Origin of the sequence: Vibrio taketomensis (assembly GCF_009938165.1) — a bacterium.
Classification (GTDB): Bacteria; Pseudomonadota; Gammaproteobacteria; order Enterobacterales; family Vibrionaceae; genus Vibrio; species Vibrio taketomensis.
The window spans coordinates 393,245-418,086 of the sequence record NZ_AP019650.1 but is presented as its reverse complement, the minus strand read 5'-3'; the positions used below and the strand labels follow the sequence as shown (position 1 = coordinate 418,086).

Sequence of the window (24,842 nt, the reverse complement as noted above, 5' to 3'; positions counted from 1 at the left end):
CTCCTTACAGTGCGTTAGGATCGATACGGAACTGACTCAGAGATTGACCTTTGTAGTCCATTACGTGTACCGAACATGCCATGCAAGGGTCAAATGAGTGAATCACACGCAAAATCTCAAGTGGTTTAGTCGGATCGTCCAGTTTTAAACCGACTAGTGATGCTTCGTAAGGACCAACCTTACCATTGCCATCACGAGGGCCAGCATTCCATGTGGTCGGTACCACCGCTTGGTAGTTTTCAACTAAACCATGTTTGATGCGAATCCAGTGGCTAAGTAGACCACGAGGCGCTTCAATCATGGCAAAACCTTTGTACTGTTTTGACGAGTCCAGTTCAGGTGCAATGTAAGTAGATGTATCGGAGTTGATGTTAGTCACGAGAGCATCAAAGGTCTGATTACCAAAGCGAGCTTGAACTAGCGTATGCAACATACGTGCAGCAGTACGACCAAGGGTGGTAAACAGCGCTTCTTTTGGCAAACCAGTACGAGCTAAGAACTCATCAACCACTTCCACCACTTCTGGCACACCACGACCATAGTTGACTAATACCGCCGCTAGAGGACCAACTTCTACCGGTTCACCTGCGTAACGTGGTGATTTAACCCAAGAATACTTACCATCATTGTTAACCGTTGGTAGCGTACCAAACACCGTTTCACGCTCAATAAATGGCGTATGTTCAGGAATGGTTGTACCATCTAGTGGGTGTTGCGGCGCATTGGCGTTATACCAAGAGTGCGTCACATCTTCTTCAATCTTGTATGGATCGATATCTTCAACGTTAGCGAGATCGCCATTGCGAATAATACCGCTCTTGAATAGGTGTTGATTTTGGCCAATCAATACATCGGCGGTTGACATAAAGTTGCGTACGTTTACACCACCAAGTACTGAAGGCTCTTTACCGTATGCCTCTGCCGCCATAATAAGGTCAGCTTGATAAGCACGTTCGATAAAATCCACCACGGTTGCCCGACGCTGAGCCCACTCTTGCAAACGAGCTGGGTTAATCATGTCACGCACACAAGTAATACCACCAACAACCACCGATTGTGGGTGCGGGTTTTTACCACCCCAAATCGCCATCATTTCAGCAATAATGCGCTGAACTTCCAGTGCTTTGAAATAGTGTGATAGACCAATTAGGTTTTGTTCCGGTGTAAACGAGTATGATGGGTTACCCCAGTATGCATTAGCAAATGGACCAAGTTTGCCGGTATCAACAAACTTCTTCACTTTTTCTTGCACTGCTCGCAACTCACCTTCACCCGCTGCCATTGGCGTGTCTGAGTACTTCATTGCAACCTGGGCGGCCTTGGCTGGATCCGCTTTTAATGCAGAAACAACATCTATCCAGTCGAGGCCGTGCAGGATATAAAAGTGCACGATATGATCATGCATATGCAATGCTTCAAGCATCATTGAGCGTAGGTATTGCGCATTCATTGGTACTGCCGCACCAATTGCATTTTCTACCGCCATTGTGCCGCAGAGATAATGAGAGAAAGTACATACACCACAGATGCGTTGCACCAATAGCCCAACGTCAAAAGGCGTACGACCTTTAAGAATGATTTCCAGTCCGCGGAACAAGGTTGAAGAAGCCCACGCTTTTTCAATCACATTGTTTTCATCCACTTCTACTTCAATTCGCAAGTGCCCTTCAATACGAGTGATAGGGTCAATGACAACACGTTTGCTCATTCTTAATGTTCCTCTTCGTTATATGCGCCAGCAAAAAAGCTACCGACGGCGTGAGCGCCAATGCCTAAAGCAGTCACACCCAATGTCACTGCACCAATGGTGTCAGCTGTCGCATCTAAACCATGCAGTAGTTGTCGACCTAGAGGTTTCTCGAAGTCCGCCATTTCATCCCAAAAATCAGGCTCTGAACAACCAATACAGCCATGACCCGCCATTACTGGCCAACTGGTGTGGTTGTTAAAACGTAATTGAGGACAGTTGTTGTAGGTGTAAGGACCTTTACAACCCATTTTGTACAGGCAGTAGCCATCTTGAGCGGCCATATCGCCAAACTCTTCAACAAACTCGCCAGCATCAAAGTGACCACGACGTTCACAGTTATCATGTACACGAGCGCCGTATGCCCATTTAGGACGGTTAAAAGTATCCAATGCAGGCAACTTACCAAACATAATGAAGTACATTAGCGTACCAACAATGTTTGATGAGCTCGGTGGACAGCCACCTAAATTTACCACTGGGCGATCGATAACCGCATGCACACCTTTGGCACCCGTTGGATTTGGTTTCGCCGCTTGCACGCCACCAAATGAAGCACAAGTACCTACCGAAATGATCGCTGCTGCGCCTTCTGCTACTTCACGTACCATTTGTAAACCGGTACGACCTTTACAACCTAATGTTAAGAAAGAACCACCATTGGCTGTCGGCACGGCACCTTCAACCGCTAACAAATATTGGCCTTTGTAATCACGCACAGCGTTATCAAGGTTTTCTTCCGCTTGCCAACCCGCGGCCGCCATCAATGTCTCTTGGTATTCCAATGAAACGTGGTCGAAAATCAGCGTGCTAATATCTGGTGTAGAAGAACGAATCAAGGATTCAGAACAACCAGTACATTCGGCCATATGAAGCCAAATAAGCGGCACACGGTCAGCCAGTTCAGCAGCCTCAGCCACCATAGAACTAAACGGCATTGGCAGTGCCAACGCTGCTGTCACCGTCGCACTCCATACCAGAAAATCACGACGTGTAATGCCATGCTCTTCTAAGCGTTGCTGCAAAGGCTGTTGTTTATTCGCGGGGAGTTGGCGCAGCTGTTCAAGCCGGGCTTTACCCAGCTCGTAGAGGGCAGCATGTGTATCCATTGCTCATCCTTATTATTATGGTTGGTTATTTTTGTTTTTATTGCTGATTACCTTGGCGTTAAGCCAGATATACCAGCGCTTCACAAGCGTAAAGCGAGCGATGCTCGCTAATAGAAATTAAGGATTATGTTTCCAGTTCGAGTTGCATCAGCAGCAACTCTTCACCATCGATAACCTGGGTATTGCGGCTGTTGCACAACGGACAAAGTACCTGACGAGTGCTCATCACAGATTCACGCTGACACTCATGGCAATGAATCACCAAAGGCTGAATTTGTATTTCCAACAAGGCATCACGACACACGCCTTCTTGTTTAAAGGTATCGAAAGCCGTTTCAAGTAGCGCAGGTTCAACGCCGCTTAATTGTCCCACTTTGATCGCCACACGAGTGACTCGATTGGCGTTATTATCACGAGCGTGGTTCTCGCACTGTTCAATTAAGGCACTGACTATGGAGTATTCGTGCATCAACAGATCCTCGGCAACAACTCACCTTGCGGTGCATCGAGGTAACGTAGGCTACCCCAAGGCGTAACCAGCACCACTTTGCCTGGTTGTTGATGGTCGGCATGACCGATCACCGCTGCATTAGGACAAATGGCGAAATGCTGCATTACCGCCAGAGCGACATCCGCTTGTTCTGCGGGCAGAGCCAATACAAAAGTACCTTCGTTAGCAAGATCGTACGGCTCCATGCCATACAGCTCGCATAAACCACGCACTTCATCACGGACAGGAATCGACTTTTTATCCAATGTAATACCCACACCGGATGTGCGTGCCCACTCATTCGTTACCGCAGACAAACCACCGCGCGTTGCGTCACGCATAGCATGAATATCAATACCAGCAGCAAGTAAAGCTTCGACGACTGGCCATAGCGTAGCGCAGTCACTTTTTAGTTCTGAGGTCAGTTCAAGCCCTTCACGGCTCATTAATACCGTCGCACCGTGGCAGCCGATATCGCGTGACACGATAATCGCATCACCTTGGCGAATCTGATGGGCAGAAATACCTGTGCGTCGCACTTGACCAAGGCCAGCTGTATTAATAAAAATGCCATCTGCGCAGCCGTGAGGAACCACTTTGGTATCACCACACACGATCATTGCGCCGCTCTCTTGCAGCTCTTTAGCAATGCTGTTAACCACGGTTTGCAGAGTTTTAATTTCCAAGCCTTCTTCGAGAATAAAACTGCAGCTTAGGTAAAGAGGTTGAGCCCCCATCATGGCAAGGTCATTCACCGTGCCAGCGACCGCTGTTACCAATATCACCGCCATTAAAAATGAGTGGCGAAACGGTAAAGCTATCGGTGGTAAACGCCGTCTGATTTGATAACGACAAAATCGCCGCATCTTCCTCTTGGCGTAGCACTTCATTGTCAAAAGCAGCAAAGAACATGTCTTTGATTAGCTGGTTCATTTCTTCACCGCCGCCACCATGACTCAGTTGAATATATTTATCTCTCATTCAAAACCCCTTGGTAACGGTAATAGGCGTTACATGCACCTTCAGAACTCACCATGCAGCTACCCAATGGGCGCTGTGGTGTACAACCTCGACCAAATACTCGGCAGTCGGCAGGCTTGGCTAAGCCACGAAGAATGTCGCCACATTGGCAAGCTTTGTGATCATCAATTTCACGATCGGAAAGGACATGAGCGAACAAGCGTTCAGCATCACGATGAGCGTAAGCAGGTTTCAATTTCAATGCAGAGTGCGCAATTGGGCCTAATCCACGCCAACGAAACTCATCACGTGTTTCAAAATAGGTGTCAACCAATTGCTGTGCGCCAACATTACCTTGAGGAGTAACCGCTCGGCTGTACTGAATATCGACACTCGCTTCGCCCGCCACTTTTTGGCGAACTAGACGCAGAACCGACTCCATAACATCAACAGGTTCAAAACCTGAGACCACAACTGGAGTCTGATATTTCTGCGCTAATGGTTGGTAGATATCGCCGCCTTGAATCACGCTAACATGTGACGGTCCGATAAATGCGTTTACTTTGACTTGTGGATCATCCATTACGGCATTAACCGCTGGCGGAACCAAAACATGGTTGATGTGAAACACCAAGTTTTCGATCCCTTGCGCTTCTGCTTGTTGTAGCAGCACTGCGGTCATCGGCGTTGACGTTTCAAAACCAATCGCAAAGAACACCACGGTTTTGTTCGGATTGTCTTGAGCGATTTGCAGCGCATCGAGGGGATCATAAAGGGGTCTGACATCGCCACCTTGCGCTCGGCATTGAGCCAAACTGGCTTTTGATCCCGGCACGCGAATCATGTCGCCCAAGGTCACCAAAATCACTTTCGGTTGCATCGCTAAAGTAATCGCATGGTCAATACGCTCTTTAGGCATCACACACACTGGGCAACCTGGGCCATGAATAAACTGAATATTGTTTGGTAGTAGCGCTTTAAGGCCAAATTTCATAATGGTGTGAGTATGTCCACCGCACACTTCCATGACATTTAATGGCTCTTTAAGCTGCTTTGCCTCTTGCTCAATTTGTTGAGCTAAGTGACGGACGGTTTCCGGGCTGCGGAAACCGTCATAGAGTTGTTTTAAATCGAGCATGGTTGGTCCGCATCCTCGAGTTTTTCAATCATTTCTTGGTACAGAGCTAAACTCTGCTCCGCATCTTCTTTATCAATTTTGTTCATCACAAAACCAATATGAATCAATACATAATCACCAATTTCTAGTGGATCCATGTATAAATGGCGGCTCACTTTACGTTGCACACCTAGTGACTCAACCGTCACACTCAATTCTTCATCATGAATGGCGATAATTTGCGAAGGCACAGATAAACACATAAATTTGCCTCACTGAATTTGGCTATTTAGCCAATCAACCACAGCAGTGAGTGTTTCTGGTTGTTTAACCGAAACCTCAAGCACAACTGCATTTGGATTTAACTTGGCAACTTGCTCACGAGCTTCTTCAACATTGAAATCAAAATAAGGCAATAGATCGCACTTGGTTAATAGCACCAAATCTGCGCGGCGGAACATGACTGGGTATTTCTCAATTTTGTCATCGCCTTCCGGAACAGAAACCAACACGATGTTTTTATGTGTGCCAACATCATAACTTGCCGGACAAACTAAATTGCCCACGTTCTCAACAAAGCAAACATCTAACTCATCCATTTGCAGATGATGTAGAGCGCCATGCACCATAAACGCATCAAGATGACAGGCAGAGCCGGTTTGGATTTGGTATGCTGCAATGCCTTGCGCTTTGAGTCGATCAGCATCGCGAGAAGTTTCTAAGTCACCTTCAATAACGGCATAGCGTAATGATGTGTGTTGATGAAGATGTTCAAGTAGCGTTGTTTTACCGCTACCAGGGCTACTCATTAAATTGAATGCAGTAATACCATGTGACTCAAAATGCTGACGGTTATGAGCCGCTTCAACATCGTTTTTGTCGAGTATTTTATGGATAACGCTAAGGGTCTTTTTATCGTTTAGCTGCGGATTTTGCATTACATCGTGGTGATGATGATCAGTTAAAGAACAACCACAGTCTTTACACATAAATGCTCAATCACATTCTATTCATTAATTTGTTTTTCTAGTCACATTTAAACAAATACATCTCGATATTCATTTAAATATGCTAGATAATAAAATGACATGTAGTCTTGTATCTCAAGAATCTCTTATTTATATATTTAAGCTTCTAAAACACACAGGCTTATGCTGTGCTGCATAGTTGATTAATCATCGTAAAACGATTCACACACACGCCACAAAAAGTGATCAATATCACTCTTATCGGCCATAGTATTCCTAGCCTAACTCACTATAAAGATGCAAAAAGGCAATCTAATATTCTATTTTAGTAACTTTGCACATGCATACGCTTTACAATTGATTAAATATCATACAGACAACGTAATGCTGTTACTGTGGATTGCGAGTGATAGATGTACTAACCCCAACAATTTTAGCGGGGTTAAAAAGTACAATAATGAAATAAAGTCGTGCCATTTTCGGCTAAAAGCCACGATATTATGTGTTTTATAGGAAAGGGAATAATTGAAATTACAGAAATAAACCAATCAATAATGGTGGTTATTTAAATAGCAATTTTGAAACAAGCATTTTAAATAAACCGTTATTCCGTAAAAATATAGCGAACTGAAATTTGTAAAAGCAGACTTTGCTAACACTTCAACTGAAAACTGATCATGCTGGTATAGCATCCCTGCGCACATTGGCCGCAACCATTACACTTATCTGTCGAGATTAATGGCTTAGCATCTTCACGCCATTCGAGCGCATCATACTGACAACTGTCAGCGCAACTGCTGCAATATCCATATAGATTTTCACAACTGTTTGAAACTTTTGCGACAACACCCGTAGATAGCGTTTGACCAGAAAGCGCCAAGGTTGGACAGGCCGCTTGACATTTACCGCACAAGTCACAAGAGGTAGCTAATATCGAGCGCTGCAACCCCTTCTTTTAATTCAATAATTTGACTTGGACACACTGATAAACACTGGCCGCACCCGTCACAAAGTCGAGTAAACAGGGATTCATCAACGGCGTATGGCGGTCTTGCGTGGCTGCGTGGTTCAAAACTCGGTTTGCTTGGTGTCTTCTGGCAAATACCAAATAGACGACGCTTACTGTTATCTATTGTTTCACATTGTGGCATTGAAGTAATCTCGTCTGGTCGGTACAACCACTTGCCATTGTTGGCAAAGTGCGCTGAGTAATTCCTCACTTACATTTGCTAATTGCATATAAGGTGTGTTGGCCGCTTCTACTACGAAACGTGCATGGAAAAAGCCAAACCACGTCATCAAATGCTCTCGCAATAACTCTTGGGCAAGCTCTTGGTGACTCGATTCCACCAACATACCGAGTACCATCATCATCAAACCAATTTGATCTTCAGGTTCACGCTGCGCTGAATCCAACGCAAAACCACAACGTTGCAAGAAATGGCGATAAACGATTGTCGATTCACCAAATAGTACGGCTTCACGATCTAAATATGCAGAGCCCCACGGTGGAGCAGGCATTTCACCAACGCCCGAAAACAGGCGATCATGCGTCAATTGCAGCGTCGATCTATCTGCGCCAGCAAAGCTGGTTAGCGTTTGGTTAAGCGGCGCGACTTCGGTATCAATGCTTTGTAATAACGCATCAATATTGGCGGCGGTGTAATCTTTCGGTTGATAGTAAAACAGTGCACCGAACAATTTCAGCAGCACACTAATGTCTTGTTGTTCAAGTTGGCTAATTTGCATCAGTAACCTTTCACTTTTTAAGAATGGCGGGCGAGTAGACGCGCTATCTCGCCCGTTTATGACGTTTCAGCTTACTGTTGTATCAGTACAGACCAACGGTAAAGTGCATACCGTAGAACACGTTACGACCTAACAGCTGTGCGATGAACAAAGCAAAAAACGCCACCACAATCAGAAGATTTTTATTGTTCTCTGAAGTGGTATAGAGCTCTGCATAAATCCAGATCACTAGCGCTACCACCATCAGTAAGACGTGGCCAACGACCGGGCCTAGCAGCATCGTAATTTGTTCCGCACCACTGTGAATAGCGGTTGAGATATCCGCGAAAAATAGCGTATGCAGCACAGCAAAAGCGATGTTAAGCGCAATAAAACTCGCTCCTAACCACATTAACTTGCGGTTAATGTACTCGTTAGAAACATTAAGTAGATTGATCATGACATAAGTAAACAACACACCTGACGTTGCCACGGTGAACCAAAAACTTAAGGTCGTCATTGGTGAATGCCAAGCTGGCACAGTTGGAATTTGGTATACATTTGCCATCGCAAACATAAACACCACACCAATGATCATTGATAAACCGTTCACAAGCTTAGCCAGTAACTTGCCGCCTAAGCTGAACGTCATCATTAGCCACGCTAAACCCGCAAATGACAAAAATGACGCACCCGTAAGAATCTCATTTGATAACGCCGCACTACCCACACGGTTTAACGCGTTGAATGCACGCAATGGTGAGCCCAAGTGCGTAGTTGAGAACATAAAACCCACGGCCATTACAGCTAAAATAACAAAACGAGCAATGTTCATTTTATTCGCTGCAGAGGCTGCGTAGCCATTTGCTTTGTCCACTGCGTTAAGCGTTAAATGCGCACCCACAGCAGTTTGCGCCAAAACAGTAAAGGCGACTAACGGAGCTTCGTATAACATTATTTCACCTCTCTTGGATTTTGTAGGAAGCCTGAACGATCATCCGTTGGACGACCATTTGGATTGAGCTTCACAATCAAGTTAGGGCTGGTAATGCGTGAATCAGGAAGTGGTGCAACATCCGCATTGTGACCATATTTAGCACGCAATTCATCAATCGGGCCAAACTCAATCGCACGCAATGGACAACTATCAACACAGATAGGCATCAAGCCTTCTGCAACACGTTCATAGCAACCATCACACTTAGTCATGTGACCTTTTTCTTCACTGTATTGCGGCGCACCGTAAGGACATGCCATATGGCAAGATTTACAACCAATACATACGCTTTCATCGACAACTACAAAGCCATCTTCTTCACGCTTATGCATCGCACCTGAAGGACAAACCTTAGTACAAGCTGGGTTTGAGCAGTGGTTACATGAAATAGACAAGTAGTAAGCAAACACGTTTTGACGGAATGCGCCATCTTGCTCAGTCCAGTTACCACCTACGTATTCGTAAACACGGCGGAAGTTACGATCAATACCTAAATCTTTGTTGTCTTTACAAGAAAGCTGACAGGTTTTACAACCTGTACATTTGCTTGAATCAATGTAAAAGCCATACTGTTTTGCACTACTCATTATTTATCCCCCATTTTCTGAATTAGCGTCACTTCAACGAGGTTGGTATGGCTCGGATTAGACTTAGATAATGGACTTGGGCGTTGAGTCGTCAGCACGTTGATTGAACCCGCTTGGTCAACACGATTTGCATTCGGTGCATACCATGCACCCTCACCCAAGCCGACTACGTGTGGCATGATGCGAGGCGTCACTTTGACACGAACATTCATTTCACCAAACTTGCTACGTACTCGTACCAAATCACCGTTGTCGATATCGCGAGCTTGTGCGTCCACAGGGTTGATCCACAACTCTTGTGGTGCCGCTGCTTTTAGAATATCGACGTTGCCGTAAGTTGAGTGAGCACGCGCTTTGTAGTGGAAGCCCGTTAACTGCAATGGGTACTCTTTACGATCGGGTGAATCCCAACCGTTAAAGGTAGACACATATTCAGGTAATGGTTTGATGGATTCATCTGCATCCAACTCCCACTCTTGGCCAATTTTCGCCAAGGTTTCTGAATAAATTTCGATTTTGCCTGATGGTGATGGCAGAGGATTCGCCTCTGGATCACGGCGGAAGTCTTCAAACGCCACATGTGGGCGATCGAACTGTTTCTTATAAATGCCCTGCTCTCGCATTGCTTCATAAGAAGGTAAGTTAGGATCGTTATTTTGCGCTACGGTTTGTGCATACATCCACTGCAGCCACTCTTCTTGTGTGCGACCTTCAGTGAACGCATCATACACGCCCATGCGTTTTGCCACGCCAGACATGATCTCGTAGATAGGTTTACATTCAAAACGAGGCTCAATCGCTTGGCTTGCAAAAATGAAGTAAGGCATTGATGCTGCTGCACCATCCATACAGAAATCAGATTGCTCAGAGGTTGTACAATCTGGCAGTACAATATCGGCGTATTTAGCAGAAGATGTCATGTGGTTATCAATCACCACGATCATTTCACACGCTTTTTCATCTTGTAGAATATCGTGCGTACGGTTGATATCTGAATGTTGGTTGATCAGACAGTTACCAGCGTAGTTCCAGATAAACTTGATGTTATTGTTCAGCTTCTCAGCACCACGAATACCATCAGTTAGATCCGTCATTTCCGTGCCGCGATAGATGGCATCTGTCCATAAGAACATAGGGATTGATGCTGTAATTGGGTTCGGCACTTTAGGGAAACGTTGGAATGGGTATGAATGGTTACCCTCTCGAGCACCCGTACCACCACCTTGTAAGCCAACTTGACCACGTAACAGTGACAACATCATGATCGCTTTACATGCTTGTTCGCCGTTTGCTGAGCGTTGTAAACCCCAACCTTGAGTGATGTAAATGCGTTTAGCATCACCGATTTCAACGGCCAGTTTGGTGATCACATCCGCTGGAATACCGGTAATTGGCTGCGCCCATTCAGGTGTTTTCGCAATGCCATCCGGGCCAGTACCCATGATGTAATCTTTGTAGCTGCCGTTTTCAGGCGCTGACGCTGGTAAGGTTTTACGATCGTAACCTACACAGTATCGGTCGAGAAAATCTTGATCGACCATATCTTTACTGATCAGTACATGAGCAATAGCAGCCACTAATGCTGCATCGGTACCATGTTTGATTGGGATCCATTGATCTTCACGGCCAGCCGCTGTATCGGTGTAACGCGGGTCGATACAAATTGTGCGGGTTTGACTGATGTTTTTTGCATCTACGTAGTTATGGATTTGGCCACCACCTGACATACGCGTTTCAGCAGGGTTATTACCAAACATGATGCAAAGATCTGCATTTTGCACATCATCAATCGAGTTATTATCCACCCAAGTACCATAGAAGTATTCAGACATCACTTCGATTGCAGCAGCAGAATAGTCACCATAGTGATTTAAGTAACCACCACACAGGTTCATCATTCGAGCGACCAATGTAGCACTTGGATCCCAGCTTTTGGTTACCGTACCACCAAGGGTACCTGTGCCGTAGTTTAGGTATACTGCATCGTTGCCGTAATCTTTAATAATACGAGTAAGATTATCGCCGATAAGTTCGTATGCCTCATCCCAAGTAATACGTTTGAATTTACCTTCACCGCGCTTACCCACGCGAAGAAGTGGATATTTTAGACGGTCAGGCGCATAGACACGACGGCGCATAGAACGGCCACGCAAACAAGCGCGCACCTGATGATTGTGGTTGTATACGTCGTCACCTGTATTATCGGTTTCAACCCATTTGATCTCGCCATCAACAACATGCATGCGCAGTGGACAACGCGATCCACAGTTTACAGTACATGCTGACCATACGATTTTTTCATCTGGTTTTGCTGGGGTTTCTTTTGCTACCGCATTGGTAGCAAATGGCAAAGAAAGTGCGTTGCCTGCAAGCGCAAGTGCGCCTAGAGCAGAGCCGCCTTTTAAAGCATCACGCCGAGTAATTTTAAACTTGCCGTCTAGACTCATGATTCATCCTAAGATTTTGGTTTGAATGAGTTAAGGCGCTTAATTAATGGCTTTAAATAGGAGAACTTAAGCTAAATAAGTAGCGGATAATTTTCATTCAACACATTACTTAAACAAAGCCATCAATTAAACAAGAAGTGTTACGTCATTATTTAGTCTTAATATGTAACAACTGGCGATATTTTTATACATGGCTATCCACGTAATATTGACCACAATCAATTTCCAATTTTTGCCGAATGAAATCTTACATTTCATTTGAGTCTAAATTATTAACGAACTATTAATAGATATATTAAATGCGAATAAGTAGCATTTAATAATTAGATTAAGCTATTGTTTTAAATGAAAATAAACAAGAAAAATGACTATCAGCAGTTAACCTGATTAGCTAGAACTAGCTAAATACAAATAGAACCAAAAACTATAAAATCTATTTTGATATGACAACGAATAGATAATAAACAACTCATTGCTTATTAATTGATCTCGATATGTTTGAAATGAAAATTAATCATTATCTACCAACAAATGTCTTCCATTAAATTGAATTAATAGCGGTAAATAACACCAAGCTTGAATGATTATTTACCAATGCGATCAATTGTTAACTCTGTATGATGCAGCATCATTTTAAGCTGCTGATAATCATTGATGACCAACTTCCCATCAAGCTTTTTGATCACTTCTGCATCAAGCAGTTCTTTAACCGCTCTGCGGTAAACGCGATCTGAACAACCAAAACGTTCCGATTCATTGACCGCTATGCTAAATGAACGATTGGGCTTTAAATTCAGCTCACGCTGTTCGATGTCATAAACAATTCGCGCTTGGATAGGATTCAGCAATTGGAAGATCAGATTTCGAGTCGCATTTTGGTAGTTGTTCGCTAAGTTCTTGGCCAAAAAAATCGCAATATCATTGTGTTCAATCACTAACTTTTCAAACACGGAAATGGGAATGGCTTTCGCGGTCAAATCTTCATAGGCTTTGACGCTAAATTGGCATGACTTACCGGTAAAGGCTTCCATCTCACCAAAAATTTGGTTAATGCAAAAAAACAATCCAAAGCTAAACACGCGACCATTGTTGCTCGCAGACTCAATCGTGCAAAGGTTCATATCCACTAAATAGATGAAATCTACCGTTTGATCTTGGCGAAGAATGTACTCCCCTTTAGCGAAAAATTTCTCTTTAGGATTAGATTGAGAAATGTGTTCGAGTAATCGATTTTGTCCACGCTCAGCAATGGCGCTAATGTTTTGCATCATGTCCCATATCTCTATCAAGCTGCCGGTTTCGATCGTCTCATCAATCAACACCGCTTGCTCAACACATAAAAAGAGGCGCATCAATAATGCGCCTCATCGCCTACCACTGCGCTAAGCAGCGAAAGGTGGTTCGTAATTTCCGGTATTATTTTAGTGTTTTAGCAAAATTACCAACTTTATCTGTCACTTTGCGCCACTCTATATTGTGCTCAGCCAAATCAACCGTTACTAACTCCCCTTTCTCGACAATCATCTTGCCATTCACAATCGTGTATTCAACGTTCTGCGGATAAGCCGAGAAAGCAATGGTTGAGAATGGATCATAGTTTGGCTGCATATTTGGCGAGTCAGTTTCAAAGATAACGATATCCGCTTTTTTACCCACTTCTAATGAACCAATGTCATCTTGCATGTTAAGCGCTCTAGCGCCACCAATTGTCGCAAGCTCAACGAGTTCATAAGGTGAGAACTTAGAATTATCTTTATGAATCGTACGTGCGTTCATTGCGGTGTAGCTCATCACCGTCAACACATCATTTTGATTTGATGACATCGGGCCATCAGTACCAATGCCAAGATCGATGCCATGATTGTGCATCTCCCAAGCAGGCGTTTGCCCGTTAGCACCTTTTAAATTCGATTTCGGGCAGTGAACCACACCAACATTGTGTTGTTTGACCAACGCCATGTCGTCAGCATCGAGATAGTTCATGTGCGCGGCCACCAGTTTGTCATCAAGCACATCCAATGACGCCAAGTACTCAACCACTGATTGGCCATCTCTCATTTGCTTGGAGAATTTACGCACACCGGCGTCTTCCCAACGAAACTCCGCTAAGTGAGTCAACAAGGGTACATCGTATTTATCGGCAAGCTGTTTTGATTTCACCAAAAACTCTGCAGACACGGTATAAGGTGCATGAGGTGCGACGGCTGGAGTGATCAACTCGTGACCTTTCCACTGTTGAATAAACTGTTCTGCGTATTCAAGACCACCATAAGGTTGCTTCGCATCGACGACTGGAAAACCAATCACCGTTTCACCCATTACGCCACGAATACCTACTTGAGCCACGGCGGTCGCGACTTCATCTTGGTGGTAATACATGTCAGATATGGTTGTGGTACCTGCAAGAGCCATTTCCATCGCGGCTTGACGAGATGCAGTGCGAATCAGGTCGCGGTCGAGCATTTCTTTTTCAAGCGGGAACATTACCTGCTTAAGGCGGTTTTCTACGCCACTTTCACCTAAGCCGCGAAAAGCCGTCATACCGATATGTGTATGACCATTGATCATCCCTGGCATCACGATTTTACCGCGCGCATCGATCACTTGATCGGCAGAATAGCCTTTAACAATACTCGCATCGCCAATGGCAATAATTCTATTGCCTTGAATCACGATCGTGCCATCTTCGATGATTTCTGTCTTACCATCCATTGGCAAGATTTGAGCATGTTTGATTATAATGGCGGCATTATTCAAGGGCTGCGATGTACACGCAGATAGGGCAAGCAAAATGCTGGTCGACAGCAAAGTTTTCGTCACTAGATTCATTTAGGCACCTTAAAGTTAAGTCGACCAATCCTAATTTCAAGGTAAATTTGCCGATAGGACATATGTCCGGTCAGCCCTATCTCAAATCACAAAATTGATGAACACTTAGGTAACTGTCACGTTAACGATCAGCACAAGCTAAGCATGCTTTGTTCATTGTTGTGCAGCATAAACTCCGTAAACTCTTCTTCAGGTAACGGTTTACTAAACAGGTAGCCTTGTACCATCGGACATTTAAGCTTGCGAAGAAGCGCGCATTGTTCTGCCGTTTCTACACCTTCAGCAATCACTTCACAACCTAACGAGCGACCAACCTTTATCATCGCCTTGAGTATTTCTACGTTATCATCACTAACAAATGACTTATCGATTTTCAAGCTCGAGAAGTCGAGATCTCTCAGGTATGAAAACGATGAATATCCTGTACCAAAATCATCAATCGCAAAACTGATGCCAAGTTCTCTTAAGCCAACTAAATTATCAATGACTTGTTTCGATTCCATATAGATGGATTCAGTAAATTCAAAACACAAATTGCGATGAGAATATCCAACATCGTTCATGAGTTGTTTTATTTCCTCGACAAAGTTGCTACTCATCAACTGTCGAATCGAGATATTAACGTGAATACAGAAAGTACTGGGTAGTTGGTGTTGATTGCATTGATACCAACGCAGTGATTTCTTGAAAATTGATAATCCAATAGCATCTATCAAGCCTGTATCTTCAGCGAGCTCAATAAATGCATAAGGCCCAACAATACCTCTTTCAGGATCATTCCATCTGGCAAGCGCCTCTACACCAGTAATCGCACCGCTGGTTAAATCGATAATTGGTTGGAAATATGGAATAAATTCGTCGTTTTTAACCGCTTGTTTTAGCTTGTTGTAAGCCCTAATCTTCTCGCTGTTATTCAAACGCATTGAGCTGTCGAAATGTGCCTGTTTAATGTTGCTTCTTCGGGCTTCATACAGTCCCAACTTCGCGTCATCCAGCAAGGTACTCGCCTTCGATTTCTCACCTTCACACGCGGAGGATATACCAAACAAAAATTCCACAGAAATCGCATGTGAACAAATATCAAATGTGACGTTTTCTAAGGTTAAAATTTGACGAATAACAGATTCGATATTGCGCTCATCTTCGAGTCCTAGGGCGTATTTATCGGAATCCACGCGAGCAATTACCACGCTTTGCTCTAGTGTGTTGGATAACGCACTGGAGATAGCGCGCATAAAGTCCTCATATTCATCGAATTTGAGACTTTCAGCGATATTATTCACTGATTCTACCTGTATCAATAATAACGCGCCAAATCTCACATGTTCGCAACGCTCATTAAGCCACAACTTATTCGGTAAATATGTAGTACGGTCTCTGTAGCTTTGATCGGTAATAGATTCTATTTCAGCTACATATCGTGCCATCAAATCATTAATTGAGGAGATAAGAGCAATGATGTTTGAAGAACTCGTTCTAATGGCGAGTGGTTTAAAATCAGAAATATTTGCAGAGAGAAGCATGGCGTTGATTCGCTCAGTAACCTGAGTAACTGGACGATATGAAACATAAAAGCCAAGGGTGATAGAAGCAATAAGCGCGATAAGTAGCGTATATAGTACAAAGCTATCTTCGAGCATCGTTAGTACATTGCTTTCTTCATAGTAAAGCACAGCCAAACATGGAATGGCTAATAAAAACATAATGATAAGTATCATCTTATGTTCTTTACACATTACTTTTCGACTCCTTAGCTACAAATAATTCCATATATCCCCCTTAAGTCCAATTCAACCAATACTTGGCTGACAATTAGAACTCCTCTTTACAAAGCATAAATACAACCGTGCCCATCAATACCCTACGTATTTTTATGACACTAATATTACAATGACATTTTATTAAACGATTGTGTTTTAACATTACTAAGATGTGCAAACCCTTCGCTAACAATGAGTTGGCGATTTAATAATTTTACTGATTGATCGTTATTACGAAGAGAGAATAACTAAATTCTCTTGATTAGATTCAAGCATCAAACAACATTAGCTAATGCTATTAAATACAAACCTCTTCGAAAGCTAGATATTTTGTTTTCATATTACCAAGATTAAATGGTCGAATACCGATTATAAAAGTTTAATTTATATGAAAAATAAGAATTCATCGGTATCCAAGTGAATACACCACTTATTTGGAATGAACATCACAACTGCACAACTTACACGTTACAAATTAAGATTCTAATAAATAAGCATTGTCGACATCATAACAACAAACGATCGATCAATTTCATTTATCAAAACAACAAAAGACAAGCATCGCACACCATGAAACATCTTTTACAAGTTAAAGTAAGTTATTGCATTATATGAGTTTTGAATTACAAATAATTCACTTTATATAAAATCTATACAGACCATTAAATTGATGGAATGGGTCATTTTTGAAAGAATAAATTTGATGCAGTAAGAAAAATCCTACAGTCTGTATCGACTAAAATCGCGTCAATAATCGGCGTTTTGTATTTAAGGTGCGTCGCTTATTGCTCGATCTTGCTTTAACAGTGCTGCACCCTTTGAATTGGGCGGTAATTTTCCCTCTTTCTCCCAGCGTTCTAATTTTTTACGCACATCCTCAGTCAATCTAATCGGTTCCGCCTTTGGGGTTGGTAGCAACGGATAGTCAACACCCTGCAACTGTAATTCTGCTCTAACCGTAGTCACCCATTTGGTTTGATTTTGTGGAATTACTTTCGACGCTCGCTCAACCAGTTGTGCCAGGTCCGTTAAATTGTATGAATACCCGTCTAGCAGAACTCGATGCAAAATGTCATATCGCTCTCGATAAACAGAATAGGTAGCAACACTATTGCTCAAATAGTCATGACTATTAATATCGGCACCGTACTCAAGCAATAATTCATAGTTATCCATTCGCTCGTGGCGCACCGCAAGCATTAGCAAGTTACTCGTCCCTTTCCATTGGTCCGGATTGCCATCGTATTGGAGTAATAATTCAAGTAGTGCCGAATTTTCACCACCAGCAGCAAACCACATTGGGGTATACCCTTTTTCAAACTGCTGGTTTGGATCCGCGCCAAACTTCAACAATGCTTCAGCGCCTTGGTAATTTTGTGATGAGAGAGCCCAAGCTAAAGGCGTTGTTCCGCCAACACCAGTCGAGTTTGCATCAATCCCTTGCTGGTTGATGAGATAGTCAATTTTATCCACATCGCCTCTTTCCGCAGCCAGGACCAATTCTCGTACTGCTTCCTCACTAAAATAATCGACCCCACTTTGCTTTTGCATCGAGCTTGCACTGCAGCCGCTCAGATGAAATAAAACAAGTACTATTGCTACTATCTCTATTCTTGAGGGAAAGTGTAAAAACAACATCCTTTTCTGTTCTCACTTTAATCGATGCATCACTCAAACTATCTTAGCGAGGCTAGTAGCAATGCATTGAAGTCTGCTCGCGATTTGCGATCTAGCCGCATAAAACTCGCTACTTTCGTATTGTGTCTACCGCACCATGACGAATCACAGCGACGACGATAAATCCCTTTCCTTGACGTTACTTGGGAAGAAACTCGTAAAGTGTGTTCGGGGAGCCATACAACATCACGTCGCCTTTGATAGAAAAACCAACGCGGCTTAACAATCGGTTAGATCGAGTGTTTGCAGGTAACGTCACAGCCAAGACCGAATCAAGTGAATACGTTATAAGCGTATGATTAAGCACACCAATAGCCGCTTCACTCGCATAACCCTGCCCCGTGTATTGCGATAGAAACGCATAACCTAAATCAGGGAGATCCAACTCCGGGCGTTTTAGCACGCCACACATACCAATCGGTGTTTGGGTTTCTTTAAGGCAGACCATACTCAAGCCGAAACCATACATGTCATAGCTTGCCATCGGCCCTTGAGTTAAATAATTGCACGCATCTTCGATAGTGCGGACATTTTTATCCGCGATATAACGAATAAACGATTCTTCATTAAGTAATTGCACAATGAATTCGGCGTCACTGTATTCGAACTGCCTGACGATTAATCTCTCTGTTTCACATACCACTTTCATTTTGAGTACCTCTAACCAACGACGATTCAACGTAATCCGTTATAATCCAGTTTTAGTTCTTTATTGCGTTAACTCATCCATCGCAAACCTAATCTCATCTGAAGAAAAACCTTTTCGACTTAACATCGCATAAGCTTTACTGCGCTCGTTATGAACGGATAGGTCGTAGGATTTTTTACTGAGTTGTCCTAGACAAGATGAATAGAAATCGAGCTGCTCGCGGTTTATCAACCGTTCTACTAACGCATCAAGTTCCGTAATATCAATTTTACGTTGACGCAATTCTTGCCGAATGACCGTCAACCCTTTGCCTTTGCGAGCATATTTCAATACTTCTTTTTCAAGATCCGCTTTTTCAGCCTTGATTTCAAGGTTGGTTTTGAGTTGTTCGCTGCAAGCATGCTGCTTTATCGCCTGATTCACTTGAGCATAACTAAAACCTCGCTTTTGCAGCGTTGTGATGAGCTTTTCCTTACTCATCGTAAACTCTTGGTAATAGTTGTTAATGCGTTCATTGAGCATCGCTTGCTCATCAATATTAAGCTGCGCTTTTACCTTGTGAATGGCATCATCAATCAGCGCTTCTTCGATTCCTTTCTTTTTCAACTTGTCACGAATATATTCGCTGCCATATTCGCCAAAAAACGAACGTTCAGCAAACTGCTCAGCAAACTGCTTGTCAGATTTCAGATAACCAAAATCGCGTAGTTTTTCTATCGTGTCAGTAATCCACTCTTCGTTGTCAGTTTTGACTCTCAACTTAGCCAGCAATTCACTTTCAGTGAGATCTTTTTGACCTAAATGCCACAGTGCAGAATTCATGACGCTTTCAATACGTCTGGCTTTTCTTACTCGATTTTCTTCTGGGTACAAACTAGCGGTTCACGATTGGTAGATGATGAGGGGAGTTTACACTAATCCTCACACCATTTGTCAGGTCAAACAGAGCGAAGTGGATTGGATACAGAGCCACAAAGGCTTTATGGTTCTCTTGCGGTAGCGTTCAGTTTGTTAACATTTGGCTTCAGTGATTTGTAGCGACCCTATATTCACATAAAGTTAAATGTTCAATGTACGCAACAATAGATTGATATACGAACAGTTATGAAATTGGCACGATTTAATACTTGTTTTGCGCTGCTCGGCTGTTATCATTGCGCAGCAAACCCTTAATCAGTAGAGGCGCGCTGCCTATCAGTAACCGAGCGGAGGATGATCCCGATGATGCCGGAGAAAGGAGTCAGCGCCGAAGTCACTTGAGCCATCAAACCAAGTGGCTGGGTCTGTGTCGAATAGGCACAGAACTGCCATAGTATTAATTCCTATGGAGCGCTACCTGAAGGGGTAACAAGTGTTTTGTCATTCCTTCAGACGTCTTCGTTACACCTCTTTTCGGTAGATCTCCACCTTATTGCAGTAGGTGTAGAGATTATGAACCTCATAAATTTTTCAGACTCTTTAATGTCTGTTATACCGCCGGTTTTGGCGGTGATTCTAGCAGTGACGACACGTCGCGTGTTGCTATCACTTGGCGCGGGTATCGTGGCTGGTGCATTAATGCTAAACCACTTCTCCCCACTTGAAACCGCGCATTACCTGTTCGATAAAGTATTGAACTTGGTTTGGGCCGATGGTGCATTGAACAGCGAAAACGCCAACATGATCATCTTCATGTTGCTGCTGGGCGCATTGATCAGCTTAATGAGCGTATCTGGTGCAACTCAAGCCTTTGCTGATTGGGCAGCAGTACGCTGTAAAGATCGCCGCAGCGCTAAATCTCTAACTGGTCTGATGGTATTTATCTTCTTTATCGATGACTTTTTCCATAGCCTGTCAGTGGGGGCGATTTGCCGCCCGGTAACCGACCGTTTCCAAATTTCTCGCGCGAAATTGGCTTACCTTTTGGACTCAACCGCGGCACCTGTGTGTGTGTTGATGCCAATTTCGTCTTGGGGTGCTTACATCATCGCCTTGATCGGCGGCATCATGGCTGCGCATCACGTGACTGACCAAAGCCCGATTTCTGCCTTTGTTGAAATGATCCCAATGAACCTTTACGCGGTGTTCACTTTGGTGATGGTACTTTGTGTGATTGCATTCCAACTCGATATCGGTCCAATGCGTAAGCACGAAGACTGGGCACTAGACGGGAAATTGTGGGATGAATCTCGCGGCCGCCCTACAGGGCTTGATATTGAAACACCAGAAAACAGCAATGGCGGCATGATTGACATGGTGTTGCCTATCCTGACGCTAACGCTTGCGACCGTCTATTTCATGATTGAATCGGGTGCGGCCGTGCTAACAGAGAAAGGCTTACCATTTAGCGTTATCGGCTCATTTGAGAATACTAACGTTGGCTCATCACTCGTATACGGCGCATTGTGTAGTTTAGTGGTTTCCATTGCTCTTGCATTGCGTCTAAAACTTAGCGCAAAAACTTGGCTACAAGCTGCACCGCAAGGTATCAGCGCCATGATGCCTGCGATTGTGATTCTATTCTTTGCATGGACTATCGGTGCGGTAGTACGTGATATGAAAACCGGTCTATACCTAGCTTCGATGGCAAACGGTAACATTCCAGTTGAAATGCTCCCTGCAGTAATCTTCGTTCTTTCTTGTGCGATGGCATTTGCCACTGGTACTAGCTGGGGCACATTCGGCATCATGCTTCCGCTTGCGGGCGATATCGCTGCAGCAAGTGATATTCAAATGCTACTCCCTATGCTGGCAGCAGTACTGGCCGGCGCGGTATTTGGTGACCACAGCTCACCAATCTCAAGCACCAGTATTTTGTCTGCAACTGGTGCAGGTTGTCACCATATGGACCACGTTTTAACACAGCTTCCTTACGCAACCTCCGTAGCATTTGGTGCCCTACTCGGTTACGTAGCGATTGGTTATACCCATTCAGCAATGATCGGTATGGCCGTAAGCGGTGCTTGGTTCCTAATGTTCTGCTTATACGCCATGCGTAAAAACCAATCGGTTGTGCAAATGGCTAAAGCGTAATTCTGTTAAAAACATCAAATACACATCAAGCGCCTTAAGGCGCTTGATGTGTATTTAAGCCATGTAACATTTAACGCTCACAATCTGATTAAGCCTTATAGCTAGCCGATTTTGTCACTATCCCTTTGTAGCACTGCGCTTCTTGATCAAATTGGAACTCAAGATAATTTTGAATGCTGTCCAAGTCATCTTCTTGATAGTGTGAAACGTAGAGAAGTTGGCTTAGATTTTCTTTGGCAATCAGCTCTAGGGTATTTTTTACCAGCATTCGCCCAAGATAATCCAAGCCTTGATAAGGTTCATCCAAAATCAACAATGTCGGCTGTTTCACAATCGCTCTGGCAATCAATAGTAAGCGCTGCTGACCATATTCCAATTGTTTAAACGAAGTTGCTTCATACTGCCTCATATGCAGAATCGTTAACCATTCTTTGGCAATTTGAATTTGCTTCTTGCTCGGTTGAGAATAAAGACCAATGGAGTCATAAAGCCCGACAAAATCACATCAAGCGCGACAATTTACACGATATTGAAGATGCAAAGCTGACGAGACCATGCCGATATGTTGCTTAATTTCCCATATCGTTTCGCCACTGCCGCGTTTTTTGCCAAAAATTTGGATATCGTTACTGTAGCATTGTGGGTGGTCACCAAATATCAGCCCTAATAAGGTACTCTTACCACAGCCGTTTGGCCCCTTAACTTGCCAGTGTTGACCGTTATCGATACGCCAATTCAAATTCGTAAAAATAGTTTTCTCTATGTATTCCACTTTACCGTTTTTCAACTCAAAGATTGGATTGTCGAACTGCGTTGAGTGTTGATGCTGACGAACCAAGCCCATCATTTCTTCACTTTGCTTCGTCGACTGAGCTTTGATCTGGGCGATGATTGGGTGCTGATCCCAGTTTTGTTTATCCATGGTACTGTCGAGCTGACCACCATTAAACAGAGCAATCTGCTCTACCCAATCCGGCATATCGGATTCGCGCGAAAAGGTAATCAACATCTGTACCGATTGAGACAGCGTTTGAAGATAACAAGCTAATGCTGCTCGGTGCTCTACATCTAATCCTGTAAATGGATTATCGAGTAACACGACATCAGGCTTTGCGGCAAGCGCCCGTGCCAGCATTACGCGCCTTGTTTCTCCGGTTGAAAGTACTCGAAATCCTGTTTCTACTAAATGAGAAAGATCGAGTTCTCTTATCAGATTTTGTGTCAAACCTTCATCTTGACTCATTTCAAAAACTAACTCATACACTGAACTACCATGATCAATACGATCAAGAAAATCGGTATCGTCTTTTTCAATCTCCTGCTCTAGCAATCGCTGCTGTTCAGATAGGGAGACTTGGGCAATATGGTGATTTTCTATTGTTAGCTCGCCAGACTCAGGTTTAATTTCACCGCACAGCAAATCACCAAGCATCGAGCCAATATCCCCTCTGAGCTAAAAATGCCCCAAGGTTGTCCTGTTTCAATGTACCAGTCATCGATACGAAGCGTTGAGCTATTTTCCTTTGCAATCAGTTGATGAAAATGAATCGGCATTGCTTTTGTCTTCCATGATTTATCGTCGTTTTATTTGTTATACCAAGCCTGCTGTTTTGAATGCCAATATTTAACGCGAGAAACACCCACTCATTGGGCAAAATGTGAACTGTACAATTTAGAATCAGAGGAAGTTAAGAAAGAGGCGAGGACGTTACCCTAACAGAGAGAGACTGAGGTAGCCCAATATTGAAATCAGCTACCTCAAACTATAAATACCAACAGTGAAAGAAGAGATGTTGTTTTTTAGTGCCGCTATTTAACTGCGTGAGCAAACTCTTTCGCGAATGCACGGAAGGTACGCGGTTTATTGCCTGTCACTTGCTCGACGGTATTCGTCACATCTGTGTAGTGACCTTCACCAAACCACGCTAAGATCTCTGCTAGGTTTTCAGCCAACCAGTCATTCATTCCCGCATCTTTCATTGCTGCTTCCGCTGCTTCTTGTGGCACCGCGACATACTCTATCTCTTTATTCGCTTCCTCACTTAGGATTGCCGCTTGCTCTGCAAATGTTAGCGCCTCTGGGCCGGAAATCAGATACGTTTGATTCTCGTGACCTGACTTGGTAAGAGAAGCAACGATGACAGCAGCCACATCCCGAATATCAATAACGCTTTGTTTTGCTTGAGCTAGAGGCAGGAAGAACTTACCTATGCTGTTGATCGTTTCTAGGCTGCCATATAGGTTTTGATAGAACGAGTTAGGTTGAACAATGGTGTACGTGATGCCAGAGGCTTTCAATAGATCATCAGTGACTACGTGGGTGCGAATGATTGCCGAACCTGCATCCGCTTTTGCGCCCATACCAGAGAGTTTAACGATATGCTCAACGCCGGCCGCTTTTGCTGCTTCAATAACGTTCGTTGTCCACTGTACGTTTTCTGGGTGCGCCGGCATCGCTACGTAGATTTTCTTGATACCTGCTAGTGCAGAAGTCATTGATGCTACATCGTCAAAGCTACCAATGCGAACTTGCTCTGTACTTAGAGAAAGTGCCTCTGCTGCATTTGCGTTGCGAGCCATTACTCCAAAAGTTTCGCCAGCTTCTTTAAGTTGGCGAACCACTTCAGAACCAGTGTTACCCGTTGCACCTAGAACTAGAATATCCATCATAAACCCCGTTGTTTTCAATATTACTTGGTGTGACGTAACTATAGTTAATTTCGTATTTGTTGATTAGATGGTTAAGTTGAGTTTCAATATCCCAA

20 protein-coding genes, 2 pseudogenes and 1 riboswitch are annotated in these 24,842 nt (G+C 43.7%); of the genes and pseudogenes, 1 reads left to right on the top strand and 21 read right to left on the bottom strand.

Going from position 1 to position 24,842, the window contains the following annotated elements; genetic code table 11:
• Positions 1-4 precede the first annotated feature (4 nt).
• From Vt282_RS15550 to Vt282_RS15465, 19 genes and pseudogenes are all read right to left on the bottom strand, one after another.
• Positions 5-1,708: a nickel-dependent hydrogenase large subunit gene (locus tag Vt282_RS15550; RefSeq protein ID WP_162063970.1), complete on the bottom strand. Its 1,704-nt coding sequence runs from the start codon at positions 1,706-1,708 to the stop codon at positions 5-7.
• Positions 1,709-1,710: 2 nt separating this feature from the next.
• Positions 1,711-2,856 carry a hydrogenase small subunit gene (locus tag Vt282_RS15545; RefSeq protein ID WP_162063969.1) on the bottom strand — a complete coding sequence of 382 codons (1,146 nt, stop codon included), beginning with the start codon at positions 2,854-2,856 and terminating at the stop codon, positions 1,711-1,713.
• Between the two features lie 124 nt (positions 2,857-2,980).
• On the bottom strand, positions 2,981-3,325 hold the full coding sequence (gene hypA, locus Vt282_RS15540; RefSeq protein ID WP_162063968.1) for a hydrogenase/urease nickel incorporation protein HypA: 345 nt from the start codon (positions 3,323-3,325) through the stop codon (positions 2,981-2,983).
• Positions 3,325-4,125: a hydrogenase expression/formation protein HypE gene (gene hypE / locus Vt282_RS15535; protein WP_332057980.1), complete on the bottom strand. Its 801-nt coding sequence runs from the start codon at positions 4,123-4,125 to the stop codon at positions 3,325-3,327. Before hypE ends, hypA begins: the two co-directional genes overlap by 1 nt.
• Positions 4,094-4,327, bottom strand: coding sequence for a hypothetical protein (locus Vt282_RS21510; protein WP_332057979.1), 234 nt, complete (start codon positions 4,325-4,327; stop codon positions 4,094-4,096). The genes hypE and Vt282_RS21510 overlap by 32 nt, the downstream gene beginning before the upstream one ends.
• Positions 4,317-5,444 carry a hydrogenase formation protein HypD gene (hypD, locus tag Vt282_RS15530; RefSeq protein WP_162063967.1) on the bottom strand — a complete coding sequence of 376 codons (1,128 nt, stop codon included), beginning with the start codon at positions 5,442-5,444 and terminating at the stop codon, positions 4,317-4,319. Before hypD ends, Vt282_RS21510 begins: the two co-directional genes overlap by 11 nt.
• On the bottom strand, positions 5,432-5,686 hold the full coding sequence (locus tag Vt282_RS15525) for a HypC/HybG/HupF family hydrogenase formation chaperone (protein WP_162063966.1): 255 nt from the start codon (positions 5,684-5,686) through the stop codon (positions 5,432-5,434). Before Vt282_RS15525 ends, hypD begins: the two co-directional genes overlap by 13 nt.
• A gap of 9 nt (positions 5,687-5,695) precedes the next feature.
• Complete coding sequence (gene hypB / locus Vt282_RS15520; protein WP_162063965.1) at positions 5,696-6,412, bottom strand: hydrogenase nickel incorporation protein HypB; 717 nt, start codon at positions 6,410-6,412, stop codon at positions 5,696-5,698.
• Between the two features lie 631 nt (positions 6,413-7,043).
• Positions 7,044-7,542, bottom strand: a pseudogene (locus tag Vt282_RS15515) (4Fe-4S binding protein).
• Positions 7,529-8,140: a molecular chaperone TorD family protein gene (locus tag Vt282_RS15510; protein ID WP_162063964.1), complete on the bottom strand. Its 612-nt coding sequence runs from the start codon at positions 8,138-8,140 to the stop codon at positions 7,529-7,531. The pseudogene Vt282_RS15515 and the gene Vt282_RS15510 overlap by 14 nt, the downstream one beginning before the upstream one ends.
• 82 nt (positions 8,141-8,222) lie before the next feature.
• Positions 8,223-9,074 carry a dimethyl sulfoxide reductase anchor subunit family protein gene (locus Vt282_RS15505; RefSeq protein ID WP_162063963.1) on the bottom strand — a complete coding sequence of 284 codons (852 nt, stop codon included), beginning with the start codon at positions 9,072-9,074 and terminating at the stop codon, positions 8,223-8,225.
• Positions 9,074-9,703 (bottom strand): DMSO/selenate family reductase complex B subunit, encoded by a 630-nt coding sequence (locus Vt282_RS15500; RefSeq protein WP_162047955.1) that lies wholly within the window; start codon positions 9,701-9,703, stop codon positions 9,074-9,076. The genes Vt282_RS15505 and Vt282_RS15500 overlap by 1 nt, the downstream gene beginning before the upstream one ends.
• Complete coding sequence (locus Vt282_RS15495; protein ID WP_162063962.1) at positions 9,703-12,150, bottom strand: DmsA/YnfE/YnfF family dimethyl sulfoxide reductase; 2,448 nt, start codon at positions 12,148-12,150, stop codon at positions 9,703-9,705. Before Vt282_RS15495 ends, Vt282_RS15500 begins: the two co-directional genes overlap by 1 nt.
• Positions 12,151-12,734: 584 nt before the next feature.
• Entirely contained in the window at positions 12,735-13,502 is a 768-nt protein-coding gene (locus Vt282_RS15490) for a Crp/Fnr family transcriptional regulator (RefSeq protein WP_162063961.1), read from the bottom strand.
• Between the two features lie 64 nt (positions 13,503-13,566).
• Positions 13,567-14,979 (bottom strand): amidohydrolase family protein, encoded by a 1,413-nt coding sequence (locus Vt282_RS15485; RefSeq protein WP_162063960.1) that lies wholly within the window; start codon positions 14,977-14,979, stop codon positions 13,567-13,569.
• A 128-nt stretch (positions 14,980-15,107) separates the two neighbouring features.
• Positions 15,108-16,715 carry a putative bifunctional diguanylate cyclase/phosphodiesterase gene (locus tag Vt282_RS15480; RefSeq protein ID WP_162063959.1) on the bottom strand — a complete coding sequence of 536 codons (1,608 nt, stop codon included), beginning with the start codon at positions 16,713-16,715 and terminating at the stop codon, positions 15,108-15,110.
• Between the two features lie 792 nt (positions 16,716-17,507).
• Positions 17,508-18,290, bottom strand: coding sequence for an ankyrin repeat domain-containing protein (locus tag Vt282_RS15475; protein ID WP_269472659.1), 783 nt, complete (start codon positions 18,288-18,290; stop codon positions 17,508-17,510).
• A gap of 265 nt (positions 18,291-18,555) precedes the next feature.
• Entirely contained in the window at positions 18,556-19,065 is a 510-nt protein-coding gene (locus Vt282_RS15470) for a GNAT family N-acetyltransferase (RefSeq protein ID WP_162063957.1), read from the bottom strand.
• Positions 19,066-19,125: 60 nt separating this feature from the next.
• On the bottom strand, positions 19,126-19,887 hold the full coding sequence (locus Vt282_RS15465; protein WP_162063956.1) for a RecX family transcriptional regulator: 762 nt from the start codon (positions 19,885-19,887) through the stop codon (positions 19,126-19,128).
• Between the two features lie 347 nt (positions 19,888-20,234).
• Positions 20,235-20,408: riboswitch (Lysine riboswitch) on the top strand.
• 88 nt (positions 20,409-20,496) lie between these two features.
• On the opposite strand from Vt282_RS15465, the gene Vt282_RS15460 reads away from it, so the two are divergent.
• On the top strand, positions 20,497-22,077 hold the full coding sequence (locus tag Vt282_RS15460; RefSeq protein WP_162063955.1) for a Na+/H+ antiporter NhaC family protein: 1,581 nt from the start codon (positions 20,497-20,499) through the stop codon (positions 22,075-22,077).
• Between the two features lie 88 nt (positions 22,078-22,165).
• Here Vt282_RS15460 and Vt282_RS15455 read toward each other — a convergent pair.
• Together Vt282_RS15455 and Vt282_RS15450 are read right to left on the bottom strand one after the other, a co-directional pair.
• Positions 22,166-23,509 (bottom strand): annotated as a pseudogene (locus Vt282_RS15455) (ATP-binding cassette domain-containing protein).
• A gap of 377 nt (positions 23,510-23,886) precedes the next feature.
• Positions 23,887-24,747 carry an SDR family oxidoreductase gene (locus tag Vt282_RS15450; protein WP_232055280.1) on the bottom strand — a complete coding sequence of 287 codons (861 nt, stop codon included), beginning with the start codon at positions 24,745-24,747 and terminating at the stop codon, positions 23,887-23,889.
• Positions 24,748-24,842 lie beyond the last annotated feature (95 nt).

Coding starts and splice junctions, on each gene's coding strand:
- Vt282_RS15550 (WP_162063970.1), bottom strand. CDS start 1,708: ATGAGCAAACGTGTTGTCATTGACCCTATCACTCGTATTGAAGGGCAC.
- Vt282_RS15545 (WP_162063969.1), bottom strand. CDS start 2,856: ATGGATACACATGCTGCCCTCTACGAGCTGGGTAAAGCCCGGCTTGAA.
- hypA (WP_162063968.1), bottom strand. CDS start 3,325: ATGCACGAATACTCCATAGTCAGTGCCTTAATTGAACAGTGCGAGAAC.
- Vt282_RS21510 (WP_332057979.1), bottom strand. CDS start 4,327: ATGAGAGATAAATATATTCAACTGAGTCATGGTGGCGGCGGTGAAGAA.
- hypD (WP_162063967.1), bottom strand. CDS start 5,444: ATGCTCGATTTAAAACAACTCTATGACGGTTTCCGCAGCCCGGAAACC.
- Vt282_RS15525 (WP_162063966.1), bottom strand. CDS start 5,686: ATGTGTTTATCTGTGCCTTCGCAAATTATCGCCATTCATGATGAAGAA.
- hypB (WP_162063965.1), bottom strand. CDS start 6,412: ATGTGTAAAGACTGTGGTTGTTCTTTAACTGATCATCATCACCACGAT.
- Vt282_RS15510 (WP_162063964.1), bottom strand. CDS start 8,140: ATGCAAATTAGCCAACTTGAACAACAAGACATTAGTGTGCTGCTGAAA.
- Vt282_RS15505 (WP_162063963.1), bottom strand. CDS start 9,074: ATGTTATACGAAGCTCCGTTAGTCGCCTTTACTGTTTTGGCGCAAACT.
- Vt282_RS15500 (WP_162047955.1), bottom strand. CDS start 9,703: ATGAGTAGTGCAAAACAGTATGGCTTTTACATTGATTCAAGCAAATGT.
- Vt282_RS15495 (WP_162063962.1), bottom strand. CDS start 12,150: ATGAGTCTAGACGGCAAGTTTAAAATTACTCGGCGTGATGCTTTAAAA.
- Vt282_RS15490 (WP_162063961.1), bottom strand. CDS start 13,502: ATGCGCCTCTTTTTATGTGTTGAGCAAGCGGTGTTGATTGATGAGACG.
- Vt282_RS15485 (WP_162063960.1), bottom strand. CDS start 14,979: ATGAATCTAGTGACGAAAACTTTGCTGTCGACCAGCATTTTGCTTGCC.
- Vt282_RS15480 (WP_162063959.1), bottom strand. CDS start 16,715: ATGTGTAAAGAACATAAGATGATACTTATCATTATGTTTTTATTAGCC.
- Vt282_RS15475 (WP_269472659.1), bottom strand. CDS start 18,290: ATGCAAAAGCAAAGTGGGGTCGATTATTTTAGTGAGGAAGCAGTACGA.
- Vt282_RS15470 (WP_162063957.1), bottom strand. CDS start 19,065: ATGAAAGTGGTATGTGAAACAGAGAGATTAATCGTCAGGCAGTTCGAA.
- Vt282_RS15465 (WP_162063956.1), bottom strand. CDS start 19,887: ATGAATTCTGCACTGTGGCATTTAGGTCAAAAAGATCTCACTGAAAGT.
- Vt282_RS15460 (WP_162063955.1), top strand. CDS start 20,497: ATGAACCTCATAAATTTTTCAGACTCTTTAATGTCTGTTATACCGCCG.
- Vt282_RS15450 (WP_232055280.1), bottom strand. CDS start 24,747: ATGATGGATATTCTAGTTCTAGGTGCAACGGGTAACACTGGTTCTGAA.